The sequence below is a fragment of the Pseudomonas sp. FBF18 genome (genome assembly GCF_024261405.1).
GTDB classification, from domain to species: domain Bacteria; phylum Pseudomonadota; class Gammaproteobacteria; order Pseudomonadales; family Pseudomonadaceae; genus Aquipseudomonas; species Aquipseudomonas palmensis.
The window spans coordinates 738,570-752,140 of record NZ_QKRS01000001.1; the positions used below are offsets into that span (position 1 = coordinate 738,570).

A 13,571-nucleotide genomic window follows, 5' to 3' on the forward strand; every position below is an offset into this window, starting at 1 on the left:
CTGCGGGTTCGGCGTTGTCGGTGACACATCCACCACCAGGCAGCAGGCATTAAAAAGCCCCGCCAGTTTGCACTGGCGGGGCTTTTTAATGGCCGTCAGACGAGCGGTTTATGCTCTTCTGCAGCTTCCTGCGACTGCTCGGCAGCAGCAGCAGCAGCAGCAGCGGCCGCTGCGGCTTCAGCTTCGCGCTTGCGGCGACGCACTTCACGCGGGTCGTTCGGTGCACGGCCGTTGGCCAGCGTGACGACCGGTGCCTCAACCTCGGCAGGCTCGGCGATCGGTGCCTGTGCCTCGGCGACCAGTGCTGGCTCAGCGGCAATGACCGGCTCGGCTTCGACTGCAGGCGGCGCTTCAGGCTCGCTCGGCAGAGCGATGACCGGCTCGGCAGCTACAGGTGCCTCGACGGGCGCTTCGACAGCTGGCGCCTGCTCAGGGGCTTGAGCCGGTGCTTCCACCAGGGCCTCTACCTTGGCCTCGGTCTCGATCTGGGCCTCGACTGGTTGCGGAGCAACTTCGACGACAGGCTCGATGCTCGACTCGACTGCCTGCACCGGTGCTTCGAACGGTTGTTCGATCACAGGGGCGATGGCCGCTTGTTCAGCAACAGGTTCTTCGGCAGCGGGCTGTTGAACGGTTTCGTTCGACTCGGTGCTGGTTTCGACAACCACTGGCTCGACGGTGCCGGCCTCGAAAGGCGTTTCGGCCACGACGGCTGGGGTGTCATCGACAGCGGCAGTTGCACGCTCGGCCTGAACGTTGGCCTGGGCCTCGGCGTCGGCACTGATGTTGCTGGTGGCAACGGCGGCAGTCACGGCCAGGCCGGCAGCCAGTTCCACGCCCGAAGGCTGCGCATTGCCTTCGCTGCGTTTTTCCGCAGCAGCAGGTTGTTCGCCAGCTTGTTCGGCGCCTTCTTCGGTGCCGTCTTCGCTGCCTTCGACCACATTGCCGTTGGCATCACGCTGACGCTCACGACGGTTGCTGCGACGACGCTGACCGCGCGAGCGACGACGTGGACGATCGCCTTCGGCGCCTTCCTGGTTGTCATCCTGCAGCAGCTCTTCGTTTGGCAGTTGCTCTTCGGCCGCATCCTCGACCGGCTCGGCCGGGCGTGGCTGACGCTCTTCGCGTGGCGGACGCGGTGCGCGCTCCTCGCGAGGGGCACGTTCTTCACGTGGTGCGCGCTCTTCACGCGGTGCACGCTCTTCACGTGGCTGACGCTCTTCGCGCGGGGCGCGCTCAGGACGTTCTTCGCGGACGGCCGGGGCCGGGGTGGCATCCAGAGGCTCACGCAGTTCGCGTACCGGGCGATCTTCGCGTGGGCGACGGTCTTCGCGTGGGGCACGAGGCTGACGTTCTTCACGCGGGGCGCGTGGTGCGCGTTCTTCGCGGGTCGAGGTCTCTTCACGGGCTTCGCGAGGCTGGCGTTCTTCACGCGGCTCACGTGGCGCGCGCTCGGCACGCTCTTCGCGTGGCTTGCGCTCTTCATCGCGACGACCGTTGCGGTTGCGGCTCTGCTGGCGACCGTTGCGACGCTCCTCGTTGCGCTGAGGACGCTCGGTGGCAGGCTTCTCGGTTACCACCGGTGCGGCGGCCACAGGTTCTTCCTTGCCGGCGAACAGGCTGACCAGCGACTTGACCAGGCCCTTGAACAGGCTTGGCTCTGGCAGGGCGTGTACCGGGGCGGCTGGGGCAGCAGGGGCTTCCGGAGCCGGTACCGGAGCATTGGCGCGGGCCGGTGCAGTCTTGACCGCGGCTTCCTGGCGAACCAGGGTGCGGGTGGCGGCAGCCGGTTGCACTTCTTCGGTTTCGGTCGCAGCGATTTCGTAGCTGGACTGGTTGTTCAGGGCTTCCGGGCTGTCGTCGCGCAGGCGCTGCACTTCGAAATGCGGGGTTTCCAGGTGGTCGTTCGGCAGAATGACGATACGCGCCCGGGTGCGCAGTTCGATCTTGGTGATCGAGTTGCGTTTTTCGTTGAGCAGGAACGCGGCGACCGGGATCGGCACCTGGGCACGCACCTCGGCAGTGCGATCCTTCAGGGCTTCTTCCTCGATCAGGCGCAGGATTGCCAGCGACAGCGATTCGACGTCACGGATGATGCCGGTGCCGCTGCAGCGCGGGCAGACGATGCCGCTGCTTTCGCCCAGGGAAGGGCGCAGGCGCTGTCGGGACATTTCCAGCAGGCCGAAGCGCGAAATGCGGCCGACCTGTACGCGGGCACGGTCGGCTTCCAGGCACTCGCGCACCTTTTCTTCGACGGCGCGCTGGTTCTTGGCCGGGGTCATGTCGATGAAGTCGATGACGATCAGGCCGCCGATGTCACGCAGACGCAGTTGGCGGGCGATTTCCTCGGCCGCTTCCAGGTTGGTCTGCAGGGCGGTTTCCTCGATGTCGCTGCCTTTGGTGGCGCGCGCCGAGTTGATGTCGATGGACACCAGGGCTTCGGTCGGGTCGATCACGATCGAGCCGCCCGATGGCAGGTCGACGACGCGCTGGAAGGCGGTCTCGATCTGGCTTTCGATCTGGAAGCGGTTGAACAGCGGCACGCTGTCTTCGTACAGCTTGATCTTGCTGGCGTACTGCGGCATCACCTGGCGGATGAAGGTCAGGGCTTCTTCCTGGGCGTCGACGCTGTCGATCAGCACTTCGCCGATGTCCTGGCGCAGGTAGTCGCGGATGGCGCGGATGATGACGTTGCTTTCCTGGTAGATCAGGAACGGCGCTGCGCGGTCGAGGGACGCTTCCTTGATGGCGGTCCACAGTTGCAGCAGGTAGTCCAGGTCCCACTGCATCTCTTCGCTGCTGCGGCCCAGGCCGGCAGTGCGAACGATCAGGCCCATGTCGGCAGGGGCAACCAGGCCGTTGAGCGCTTCGCGCAGTTCGTTGCGCTCTTCGCCTTCGATGCGACGGGAGATGCCGCCGGCACGCGGGTTGTTAGGCATCAGGACCAGGTAACGACCGGCCAGGCTGATGAAGGTGGTCAGGGCGGCGCCCTTGTTGCCGCGCTCTTCCTTCTCGACCTGGACGATGACTTCCTGGCCTTCGCTCAGCACTTCCTTGATGTTCACCCGGCCTTCGGGCGACTTCTTGAAGTATTCGCGGGAGATTTCCTTGAGGGGCAGAAAGCCGTGGCGCTCGGAGCCGAAATCGACGAAGGCGGCTTCAAGGCTGGGCTCGATGCGGGTGATCTTGCCCTTGTAGATGTTGGCTTTTTTCTGCTCGCGTGCACCGGACTCGATGTCCAGATCGTAGAGGCGCTGGCCGTCTACCAGAGCAACACGCAACTCTTCGGGTTGAGTCGCGTTAATCAGCATTCTTTTCATGTAGTACCGTCGGTTTCCGGGCTGCCGGAAACGGCGTTCGGCACACACGACTTCTCACGGTCGGTGTCAGGGTGCGTCAGGGGTGGCGGACCATCCCGTGTCCAGCGGCTTGCGGTCGGACTGGTCGCCCAGTGCTGCCGAAGTCGCGACGACGCGTCCTGCTAGCTGTGGTGTCAAATGCACTCAGTCAGGAGGAGGAATCAGCCTTCGGCCGTGGACACCCTGGGGCATCTTGATCAAGACCGGGTCCGGTCGCGGGCCAGAGGGCCTGTGGACTGGACGCAGTGCTACACGGTCCGACGGTTGTGCATCTCCACCCTACACGTATCCCTGATAATTCGGGTGCTGCCGCGCGCTGAATCCGCAACGGGTTGCAGTTATCGCCAGCTCCATACGGGAGCCCGCGCTTTCTATGGCTAAGGCTGGTATTTCCGAAGCATTCGCCGTGACTGCGTGAAAGCGACTGCACTGAAGGAGTGGGCATCGAAAAAAAACGTGCAGGAGGGTCAAACACCGCTCTTGTTGTTTTTTATCGGTCTTCTCTCATCGGCGCTGGTAGCGATTCCAGGCACTTCTGTAAACTGGCGAAAGCCCCGTCGGACGGCCTCGCGTCCTCGAGAATTGCGTAGGTCAGGGCCGGCTCAAAGCCATTGGTCCGCTGGCCAGCCGCTTTTGGCGGCGTTCGCGACTATAGCAGCAATCATTAAGTGCTTCAAATCCATAAAAAATTGTTATGATTCGCAAATGACGACTACTACCCCTCCGACCTCCGGCGTCCAGCTGATCGAGGTCGCGCCGGAACTTGCCGGCCAACGGATCGACAACTTCCTGATCACTGCACTCAAGGGCGTTCCCAAGACCTTGATTTATCGCATTTTGCGCAAAGGCGAAGTGCGGGTGAACAAGGGACGGATCAAGCCAGAGTACAAATTGCAGGCCGGCGATATCGTGCGCGTGCCGCCCGTTCGTCTGCCTGAGCGTGACGAGCCGGTGCCGCTGGCACAGGGCCTGCTTCAGCGACTCGAAGCGGCCATCGTGTACGAAGACAAGGCCCTCATCGTGCTCAACAAGCCTGCTGGCATCGCCGTGCACGGCGGCAGCGGGCTGAACTACGGTGTGATCGAAGCCTTTCGTCAGTTGCGCCCGGATACCAAGGAGCTGGAGCTGGTGCATCGGCTCGATCGCGATACCTCCGGTCTGCTGATGATCGCCAAGAAGCGCAGCATGTTGCGCCATCTGCATGCCGCGTTGCGCGGTGACGGCGTCGACAAGCGCTACATGGCACTGGTGCGTGGTCACTGGGCCACGGCCAAGAAGCAGGTCAATGCGCCGCTGCTCAAGAGCAACCTGCGTTCCGGCGAGCGGATGGTGGAAATCAACGACGAAGGCAAGGAGGCGCTCACCCTGTTTCGCGTGCTGCGCCGTTTCGGCGATTTCGCGACCATGGTCGAGGCACGCCCGATTACTGGCCGTACCCACCAGATTCGCGTGCATACCCTGCATGCCGGGCATTGCATCGCCGGCGACAGCAAGTATGGCGACGAGGATTTCACTCGCGAGATCCGCGAGCTGGGCGGCAAGCGCCTGTTCCTGCACGCCTATGCGCTGACCGTGCCGTTGCCCGATGGCGGCGAGCTGAAGCTGGAGGCGCCGGTGGACGACATGTGGGCCAAGACCGTGGAGCGTTTGAGTGCGCCGTGATTACGACCTGCTGATCTTCGATTGGGACGGCACGCTGGCCGATTCGATCGGGCGCATCGTCGAAGCGATGCATCGCTCGGCCGAGCGTGCCGGCTATGCGCTGTGCTCGGACGAGGCGGTCAAGGGCATCATCGGCCTGGCGCTGCCCGAGGCGATCAGCACGCTGTACCCGCATCTGGATCAGCCTGAAGTCATGGCGTTTCGTCAGCATTACGCCGACATCTATATGGCCCTGGATACCCAGCCGTCGCCGTTGTATCCCGGCGTGGTCGAGGCCCTCGAGTCGTTCAGGGCCGATGGCTATCGCCTGGCAGTCGCTACCGGCAAGGCGCGTCGCGGCCTGGACCGGGTGCTGGTGGCCAATGGCTGGGAAACGTTCTTCGACATTACCCGGGCTGCCGACGAAACCATGGGCAAGCCGCACCCGCGCATGCTCGAGGAGATCCTGGCCCATTGCCAGGTGCCGGCGAGCCGTGCGTTGATGGTGGGCGATTCGTCGTTCGACCTGCTGATGGCGCGCAATGCCGGCATGCATTCGGTGGCGGTGGGGCATGGGGCGCTGTCGCTCGAGGCATTGAGCGTTTACGAGCCGCAGTTGTCCATACAGCACTTTTCACAATTGCAGGCGTGGCTAGGCCGAACCGCTGCAATCGAATTTCCAGGGTAGGTGAGCATGACTGACGAGTGGAAGGCGCCTGACGCCGAAAAGAACGAAGAGCGCACCAGCTGGAAGCTGCTCGAGAAGACCTTGCTGGCGGGCGTGCAGGAGCAGCGTCGGGCCCGGCGCTGGGGTATTTTTTTCAAGTTGCTGACGTTCGTGTACCTGTTCGGCATCCTGGCCCTGTTTTCGCCGCTGATGGATATCGACAAGACCGCCGCCCGTGGCGCGAGCCATACGGCGCTGATCGAGGTGCGCGGGATCATTGCGGACAAGGAGCCGGCCAGCGCCGACAACGTGATAGCCAGCCTGCGTGCGGCCTTCGACGACGCCAAGACCAAGGCGGTGGTGCTGCGTATCAACAGCCCGGGCGGCAGCCCGGTGCAGTCTGGCTACATCTATGACGAGATTCGTCGTCTGCAGGCCGCCAAGCCGTCGGTCAAGGTGTACGCGGTCATCAGCGACCTGGGTGCGTCGGGTGCCTACTATATCGCCAGTGCGGCTGACCAGATCTATGCCGACAAGGCCAGCCTGGTGGGCTCGATTGGAGTGACGGCAGCTGGCTACGGCTTTGTCGGCACCATGGAGAAGCTGGGTGTCGAGCGTCGTACCTATACGGCGGGTGAGCACAAGGCCTTCCTTGATCCATTCCAGCCGCAGAAACCGGACGAAACGGCCTTCTGGCAGGGTGTGCTGGACACCACCCACAAGCAGTTCATCGCCAGTGTGAAGCAGGGGCGCGGCGAGCGGCTCAAGGACAAGGAGCATCCCGAGCTGTTCAGCGGGCTGATCTGGTCGGGTGAGCAGGCCGTGCAGCTAGGGCTGGTGGACGCCCTGGGCAATGCCGATTATGTGGCGCGTGAGGTGGTGGGGGAGAAGGCCCTGGTTGATTTCACCGTCGAAGAGTCGCCGTTTGATCGCTTCTCCAAGCGCCTGGGTGCCAGCGTCGCCGAGCACCTTGCCATGTGGATGGGCTTTCAGGGGCCGGCACTGCGCTGAGTGTGCTGATTAATGAAAAACCGGCCAGATGGCCGGTTTTTTATTGCTGGTATTGGCTTGCCCTCACGGTATGCTCACCCCTTCCTTGAGCAGCATGTCGACCAGTCGGATCAGCGGCAGTCCCACCAGACTGGTGGCATCGCAGCCGTGGGTGCTTTGGAACAGGCTCACCCCCAGCCCTTCGCACTTGAAGCTGCCGGCGCAGTCATAGGGTTGCTCGGCGTGCAGGTAGCGTTCGATGCGTGGCAGGTCCAGTTCGCGCATGTGCACGGTAAATGGAACGCAATCGACCTCGCAATGGCCGCTCTGGGTATTGAGCAGCGCCACGCCGGTCAGGAAGGTGACGTGATTGCCGCTCGCAGCCAGCAATTGCTCGCAGGCCTTTTCGAAGGTGTGTGGCTTGCCCAGAATCTGTTCGCCCAGCACGGCAACCTGGTCGGAGCCGATGATAAGATGCCCCGGATGGCTGGCAGCCAATGCCTCGGCCTTGTGCCTGGCCAGGCGCTTGACCAGCTCTGGGGCGGGCTCTTCGCCGATGCGCTGTTCGTCGATATCGGGCGCTGCCCAGGCAAAGGGCAGTTGCAGTCGCGCCAGCAATTCGCGCCGGTAGGGTGAGCTGGAAGCCAGTAACAAGGGCAGCATGATGAACTCCTGAGCAGGTGCGCCGATTCTAACATGTTGAACGGGGCCGAATTTCCTTTGACAGGGGCGGGGGGCATCCCTAGAATGCTGCGCCTATGTTGAATGACCCGATTCCACCTCACGTTGACCCGCGCAAATTGGCCGATCGTGGTGTTTCTCTCGAAGGAACTCTGCTACTCGCCGATTTGGAGAGACTCTGCGACCCGCTTTCCGACGATGTCGGTACGGTGCAGGCTAAATTCGATTTTGAGCGAGACGAACAGAAAACCGTGGTTATCCACAGTGCTCTGACCGTCGAGGTCAAGATGGTTTGCCAGCGTTGTCTTGAGCTGGTCACCCTGCCGATCCACAGCGAATCTACATATGCTGTGGTGAAAGAGGGTGCGAATACCCAGTCGTTACCGAAAGGTTATGACGTGCTGGAACTGGGCGAAGATCCTTTGGATCTGCAAGCATTGGTCGAGGAAGAGCTTCTGCTCGCCTTGCCCATCGTGCCTGCTCATCATCCGGAAGAATGCCAGCAGCCGGCGGGCGCCGATGAGCCCGAACCGAGCAAGGACGAGGTAACGCGGTCCAACCCGTTCAGTGTATTGGCGCAGTTAAAGCGTGACCCAAACGTTTAGGAGTTAATCAATTATGGCTGTTCAGCAGAACAAAAAATCCCGCTCTGCCCGTGACATGCGCCGTTCGCACGACGCTCTCTCGGAAAACGCTCTGTCCGTAGAGAAAACCACTGGTGAAGTGCACCTGCGTCACCACGTATCGCCAGAAGGCGTATACCGTGGTCGCAAAGTGATCGACAAGGGCGCTGACGAGTAATCCTTGTCCGCTCAGATCGCGATTGACGCAATGGGCGGGGACTTCGGTCCCCGCAGCATTGTTCAGGCCAGCATTGCTTGCCTGTCGGCTACTCCCTCGCTGCACCTGACCCTCGTCGGTCAACCCTCCCTCCTTGAAGATCTGATCGCTGGCCAGTCGGCAGCGGATCGCGCGCGCCTGCATATTGTGCCGGCCAGCGAAGTGATCGGCATGGACGAGCGGCCGTCCCAGGCGCTGCGTGGCAAGCCCGACTCGTCGATGCGCGTGGCCCTCGAACTATTGCGTGATGGCAAGGTGCAGGCCTGCGTGAGCGCCGGCAACACCGGCGCGCTGATGGCGTTGTCGCGCTATGTGCTCAAGACCCTGCCCGGCATCGATCGGCCTGCGATGGTGGCGGCCATACCGACCCAGACCGGCTATTGCCAGCTGCTTGACCTGGGGGCCAACGTCGACTGCAGCGCCGAGCACCTGTTCCAGTTCGCCGTGATGGGCTCGGTGGCGGCGCAAGCGCTGGGCATTTCCCGGCCGCGTGTGGCGCTGCTCAACATCGGTACCGAAGACATCAAGGGCAACCAGCAGGTCAAGCTGGCTGCGACGCTGCTGCAAAATGCCCGCGGCCTCAACTACATCGGCTTTGTCGAAGGCGATGGCCTGTACCGTGGCGAAGCGGATGTGGTGGTGTGCGACGGCTTTGTCGGTAATATCCTGCTCAAGTCCAGCGAAGGGTTGGCCACCATGATCGGTGGGCGCATCGAGGCGCTGTTCAAGCATGGCCTGATGGCGCGGGCGGTGGGGGCCCTGGCGATGCCGCTGCTCAGTCGCCTGAAGGCCGACCTTGCGCCGGCGCGCCACAATGGCGCGAGTTTTCTCGGCCTGCAGGGCATCGTCATCAAGAGTCATGGCTCGGCGGGTGTGCAGGGTTTCCAGAGCGCGATACAGCGGGCGCTGATCGAGATCCAGGAGAACCTGCCGCAGCGCTTGCACGGCCGTCTGGAGGATCTGCTGCCTTAGGCATCGGCACAACGACGTGCATAAATGTGACCGCTTGGTTCTCGTTACCATCCAATTGTCAGTTTTCTCGCGCTCAGCCCCGGCTGGGCGCTATTTTCGACGACAAGATCATTAGGGGCTTGTTCAATGTCTGCATCCCTCGCATTCGTCTTTCCTGGCCAAGGTTCGCAGTCGCTCGGCATGCTTGCCGAGCTGGGCGCCCAGTACCCGCTGGTCATCGATACCTTCCGTGAGGCCTCCGAGGCTCTCGGTTACGACCTGTGGGCACTGACCCAGCAGGGCCCGGAAGAACAACTCAACCAGACGGACAAAACCCAGCCGGCCATCCTGACCGCCTCGATCGCCCTGTGGCGCCTGTGGCTGGCCGAAGGTGGCGCGCGCCCTGCATTCGTTTCCGGGCACAGCCTGGGTGAATACAGTGCGCTGGTGGCTGCCGGCAGCTTGAGCCTGGGTGACGCGGTCAAGCTGGTCAAGCGTCGCGGCGAGCTCATGCAGGAGGCCGTGCCGGCCGGGCAGGGCGCCATGGCTGCGATTCTGGGCCTGGATGACGCCGTGGTCGTGGACCTGTGTGCTCAGGCCGCGCAGGGTGAGGTGGTCAGTGCGGTCAACTTCAACTCCCCGGGCCAGGTTGTCATTGCCGGTGCCAAGGCTGCTGTAGAGCGCGCCATGGAAGCCTGCAAGGCCGCCGGCGCCAAACGCGCGCTGCCGCTGCCGGTCAGCGTGCCGTCGCACTGCGAGCTGATGCGCCCGGCCGCCGAGCGGTTTGCCGAATCGGTGAATGCCATCGACTGGCAGGCCCCGCAGATCCCGCTGGTGCAGAACGTCAGTGCGGGCGTGGCTGGCGATCTCGAAACCCTCAAAAGCGACCTGCTGGAGCAGCTGTACAAGCCGGTACGCTGGGTCGAATGCGTGCAGACCCTGGCTGCCAATGGCGCGGTGCAACTGGTCGAGTGCGGCCCCGGCAAGGTGCTGGCCGGCTTGAACAAGCGCTGCGCCGACGGCGTGAACACCTTCAACCTCAATACCCCGGATGCTTTCGCCGCCACCCGTGCGGCGCTGGCCTGATTTAGGAGAAACTTGCATGAGCCTGCAAGGTAAAGTTGCACTGGTCACCGGCGCCAGCCGTGGCATTGGCCAGGCGATCGCCCTGGAACTGGGGCGTCTGGGCGCCACCGTCATCGGTACCGCCACGTCCGCCTCCGGCGCCGAGCGTATTGCCGCGACCCTCAAGGAGCATGGCATCGCCGGTACCGGGCTGGAGCTGAACGTGACCAGCGACGAGTCGGTCACCGCCACCCTGGCATCTATCCAGGTGCAGTTCGGTGCGCCGACCATCCTGGTCAACAACGCCGGCATCACCCGCGACAACCTGATGCTGCGCATGAAAGACGACGAGTGGTTCGACGTCATCGATACCAACCTCAACAGCCTCTACCGTCTGTCCAAGGGCGTGCTGCGCGGCATGACCAAGGCGCGCTGGGGTCGTATCATCAGCATCGGTTCGGTCGTTGGGGCCATGGGTAACGTCGGCCAGGTCAACTACGCCGCCGCCAAGGCCGGCCTGGAAGGCTTCAGCCGCGCTCTGGCGCGTGAAGTCGGCTCACGTGCGATCACCGTGAACTCGGTAGCGCCGGGTTTCATCGATACCGACATGACCCGCGAACTGCCAGAGGCGCAGCGTGAAGCGCTGCAAAACCAGATTCCGCTGGGTCGTCTGGGCCAGGTCGACGAAATCGCGAAAGTGGTTGCGTTCCTGGCCTCTGACGGCGCAGCTTACGTGACCGGTGCGACTGTCCCGGTCAACGGCGGGATGTACATGTAGTTAAATGTGACGGATTGCTTCAAAAAAATGTCATACGAGCTGTCTAAAATCCGTTATAAAGCTGCAACCAAATTCTAGGCGGCAGGTGGGTGTGAAGTTCGAGGGATGCATTACGCTTGAAAAGCGGGCGTCTTTCTATAAACTTACACACCGGCCAGCTGCCTGACATATATCCATTAGGAGTGAAAACTAGGTATGAGCACCATCGAAGAACGCGTCAAGAAAATCGTCGCCGAGCAACTGGGCGTTAAAGAAGAAGAAGTGGTCAACACCGCTTCCTTCGTAGAAGATCTGGGTGCCGATTCCCTTGACACCGTTGAGCTGGTGATGGCTCTGGAAGAGGAATTCGAGACCGAAATCCCTGACGAAGAAGCCGAGAAGATCACTACTGTTCAAGCAGCCATCGACTACGTCACCAGCCACCAGGCTTAAGACTTTGTAGTCGTCGCTTCTTGTCATGGAAAAACCGCACTGCCGTTACTGGCGTGCGGTTTTTTCTTTGCATGAGATGTAGACCATAGAATAAGGAGAGTGCTGTGTCGCGTAGACGCGTCGTGGTCACCGGTATGGGTATGCTGTCGCCACTGGGCACGGATGTGCCAAGCAGTTGGCAAGGCATTCTGGCTGGCCGCAGTGGCATAGGTCTGATCGAGCATACTGACCTGTCTGCCTACTCCACCCGTTTTGGCGGCTCGGTAAAGGGCTTTGAAGTCGAGCAGTACCTGTCGGTCAAGGAAGCCCGCAAGCTCGATCTGTTCATTCAATACGGCCTGGCGGCCGGGTTCCAGGCGGTGCGCAATGCCGGGCTGGAAGTCACCGATGCCAACCGTGAGCGTATCGGCGTGGCCATGGGTTCGGGCATCGGCGGCCTGACCAATATCGAAGAAACCAGCCGGACCTTGCACGAGCAAGGCCCGCGGCGCATTTCGCCGTTCTTCGTGCCAGGCTCGATCATCAACATGATTTCCGGTTTCCTGTCGATCCACCTGGGTGTACAGGGGCCCAACTACGCCATTGCCACTGCCTGCACCACGGGCACGCACTGCATCGGCATGGCGGCGCGCAATATCGCCTACGGCGAAGCCGACGTGATGATCGCCGGTGGCGCAGAGATGGCGGCCTGTGGCCTGGGTATGGGCGGTTTTGGCGCTTCGCGTGCGCTGTCGACGCGCAACGACGAGCCAACCCGTGCCAGCCGGCCGTGGGACAAGGGCCGTGACGGTTTCGTGCTGTCCGACGGTGCCGGTGCGCTGGTGCTCGAAGAGCTCGAGCACGCCAAGGCGCGGGGCGCGACCATCTATGCCGAACTGGTTGGTTTTGGCATGAGCGGCGACGCCTACCACATGACTTCGCCACCCGACAACGGCGCCGGTGCGGCCCGCTGCATGGCCAACGCCTTGCGCGATGCGGGCGTGAACCCCAGCGAAGTCGGCTACATCAACGCCCACGGTACCTCGACGCCTGCCGGCGACCTGGCCGAAGTGGCAGCGATCAAGTCGGTGTTTGGCGAGCACGCCTACAAGCTGGCCGTGAGCTCGACCAAGTCGATGACCGGTCACCTGCTGGGGGCTGCCGGCGCGGTAGAGGCGATTTTCAGCGTGCTGTCCATCAATGGGCAAGTGGCGCCGCCGACCATCAACCTCGATGAGCCGGATGAAGGCTGCGACCTGGACTTCGTGCCGCACCAGCCGCGCAACATGCCGATCGAGGTCGTGCTGTCGAACTCCTTCGGTTTTGGCGGTACCAATGGCTCGCTGGTGTTCCGCCGGTTCGCCGAGTGATGCACAGCTGGGTCGATGGCCTGCCGGCTGACGCCCTGACGTTGAGCAGCCGCGGGCTGGCCTATGGCGATGGTCTGTTCGAGACCATCGCCGTGCGGGCCGGGCAGCCCTCGCTGCTGACGTATCACCTCGACCGCCTGGCGCTGGGTTGCCAGCGCCTGGCGATCGACGCCGATCACCTACTCATCCGCGACGAGGTATGCCGTTATGCCGGCTTGCTGGGTGATGGCGTGCTCAAGCTCATTCTCACCCGTGGCGACAGTCAGCGCGGCTATGCCCCGGCTGCCGGTGCACCGCCGCGTCGCATTCTTCAGGCCAGCCCCGCCGCCAGCTACCCGCCGCAGAACGCCGAGCAGGGGGTAAGGCTGTTTGCCTGCCAGACCCGCCTGGCCGAGCAACCCTTGCTTGCCGGGCTCAAGCACCTCAATCGCCTGGAGCAGGTACTGGCACGGGCCGAGTGGCAGGGCGCCGAGTACGCTGAAGGTTTGATGCGTGATGTATCCGGGCGCGTGATCGAAGGTGTCTACAGCAACCTGTTCGTGGTGCGCGATGGCGTGCTGTACACCGCCGACCTGGCGCGTTGCGGCGTGGCCGGGGTAATGCGCGCTGCCTTGCTGGACGAGGCGCCGCGCCACGGTATCACGGCCCGTGTGGTCGACCTGGCGCTGGCCGATCTCGAGCAGGCCGACGAAGTGTTGCTGTGCAACAGCGTGTATGGCGTATGGCCGGTGCGTGCATTTGCATCGCTGAACTGGTCGCCGGGGCCGCTCACCCGTAAACTGCAGGCCATTGCCCGTACGCTACTGGATGCCTGATTC

Annotated in this window: 13 protein-coding genes; 11 read left to right on the forward strand and 2 right to left on the reverse strand. The window is 62.8% G+C overall.

Going from position 1 to position 13,571, the window contains the following annotated elements:
* Window positions 1-95: 95 nt before the first annotated feature.
* Window positions 96-3,320, reverse strand: a complete 3,225-nt coding sequence (gene rne, locus DN387_RS03525) for a ribonuclease E (RefSeq protein WP_054915814.1) — start codon at window positions 3,318-3,320, stop codon at window positions 96-98.
* Between the two features lie 744 nt (window positions 3,321-4,064).
* Between rne and rluC the strand changes: the two genes are divergently transcribed.
* Genes rluC through sppA form a run of 3 tightly spaced genes read left to right on the forward strand, consistent with a single transcriptional unit; the run spans window position 4,065 to window position 6,678 of the window.
* Window positions 4,065-5,021 carry a 23S rRNA pseudouridine(955/2504/2580) synthase RluC gene (gene rluC / locus DN387_RS03530; protein WP_043862884.1) on the forward strand — a complete coding sequence of 319 codons (957 nt, stop codon included), beginning with the start codon at window positions 4,065-4,067 and terminating at the stop codon, window positions 5,019-5,021.
* Window positions 5,011-5,688: an HAD-IA family hydrolase gene (locus tag DN387_RS03535; protein WP_054915813.1), complete on the forward strand. Its 678-nt coding sequence runs from the start codon at window positions 5,011-5,013 to the stop codon at window positions 5,686-5,688. The genes rluC and DN387_RS03535 overlap by 11 nt, the downstream gene beginning before the upstream one ends.
* Before the next feature lie 6 nt (window positions 5,689-5,694).
* Entirely contained in the window at window positions 5,695-6,678 is a 984-nt protein-coding gene (sppA, locus tag DN387_RS03540) for a signal peptide peptidase SppA (protein ID WP_054915812.1), read from the forward strand.
* A 63-nt stretch (window positions 6,679-6,741) separates the two neighbouring features.
* On the opposite strand, the gene DN387_RS03545 is transcribed toward sppA, so the two are convergent.
* A complete protein-coding gene (locus DN387_RS03545) occupies window positions 6,742-7,320 on the reverse strand; it encodes a nucleoside triphosphate pyrophosphatase (RefSeq protein ID WP_043862881.1) in 579 nt (192 codons plus the stop codon).
* 95 nt (window positions 7,321-7,415) lie between these two features.
* On the opposite strand from DN387_RS03545, the gene DN387_RS03550 reads away from it, so the two are divergent.
* From DN387_RS03550 to pabC, 8 genes are all read left to right on the forward strand, one after another.
* Window positions 7,416-7,943, forward strand: a complete 528-nt coding sequence (locus DN387_RS03550; RefSeq protein ID WP_054915811.1) for a YceD family protein — start codon at window positions 7,416-7,418, stop codon at window positions 7,941-7,943.
* Window positions 7,944-7,956: 13 nt separating this feature from the next.
* A complete protein-coding gene (gene rpmF, locus DN387_RS03555; protein WP_010223221.1) occupies window positions 7,957-8,139 on the forward strand; it encodes a 50S ribosomal protein L32 in 183 nt (60 codons plus the stop codon).
* A 3-nt stretch (window positions 8,140-8,142) separates the two neighbouring features.
* The gene (gene plsX, locus DN387_RS03560; protein ID WP_082405766.1) at window positions 8,143-9,150 is read left to right on the forward strand and encodes a phosphate acyltransferase PlsX; all 1,008 of its coding nucleotides are present in this window, start codon (window positions 8,143-8,145) and stop codon (window positions 9,148-9,150) included.
* A 126-nt stretch (window positions 9,151-9,276) separates the two neighbouring features.
* Window positions 9,277-10,215, forward strand: coding sequence for an ACP S-malonyltransferase (fabD, locus tag DN387_RS03565; RefSeq protein WP_043862878.1), 939 nt, complete (start codon window positions 9,277-9,279; stop codon window positions 10,213-10,215).
* Window positions 10,216-10,231: 16 nt separating this feature from the next.
* Complete coding sequence (gene fabG, locus DN387_RS03570) at window positions 10,232-10,972, forward strand: 3-oxoacyl-ACP reductase FabG (protein WP_043862877.1); 741 nt, start codon at window positions 10,232-10,234, stop codon at window positions 10,970-10,972.
* Between the two features lie 195 nt (window positions 10,973-11,167).
* On the forward strand, window positions 11,168-11,404 hold the full coding sequence (acpP, locus tag DN387_RS03575) for an acyl carrier protein (RefSeq protein WP_003175607.1): 237 nt from the start codon (window positions 11,168-11,170) through the stop codon (window positions 11,402-11,404).
* A 104-nt stretch (window positions 11,405-11,508) separates the two neighbouring features.
* Window positions 11,509-12,753 (forward strand): beta-ketoacyl-ACP synthase II, encoded by a 1,245-nt coding sequence (gene fabF, locus DN387_RS03580; protein WP_043862876.1) that lies wholly within the window; start codon window positions 11,509-11,511, stop codon window positions 12,751-12,753.
* Window positions 12,753-13,568 carry an aminodeoxychorismate lyase gene (pabC, locus tag DN387_RS03585; RefSeq protein WP_054915809.1) on the forward strand — a complete coding sequence of 272 codons (816 nt, stop codon included), beginning with the start codon at window positions 12,753-12,755 and terminating at the stop codon, window positions 13,566-13,568. Before fabF ends, pabC begins: the two co-directional genes overlap by 1 nt.
* Window positions 13,569-13,571: the final 3 nt, after the last annotated feature.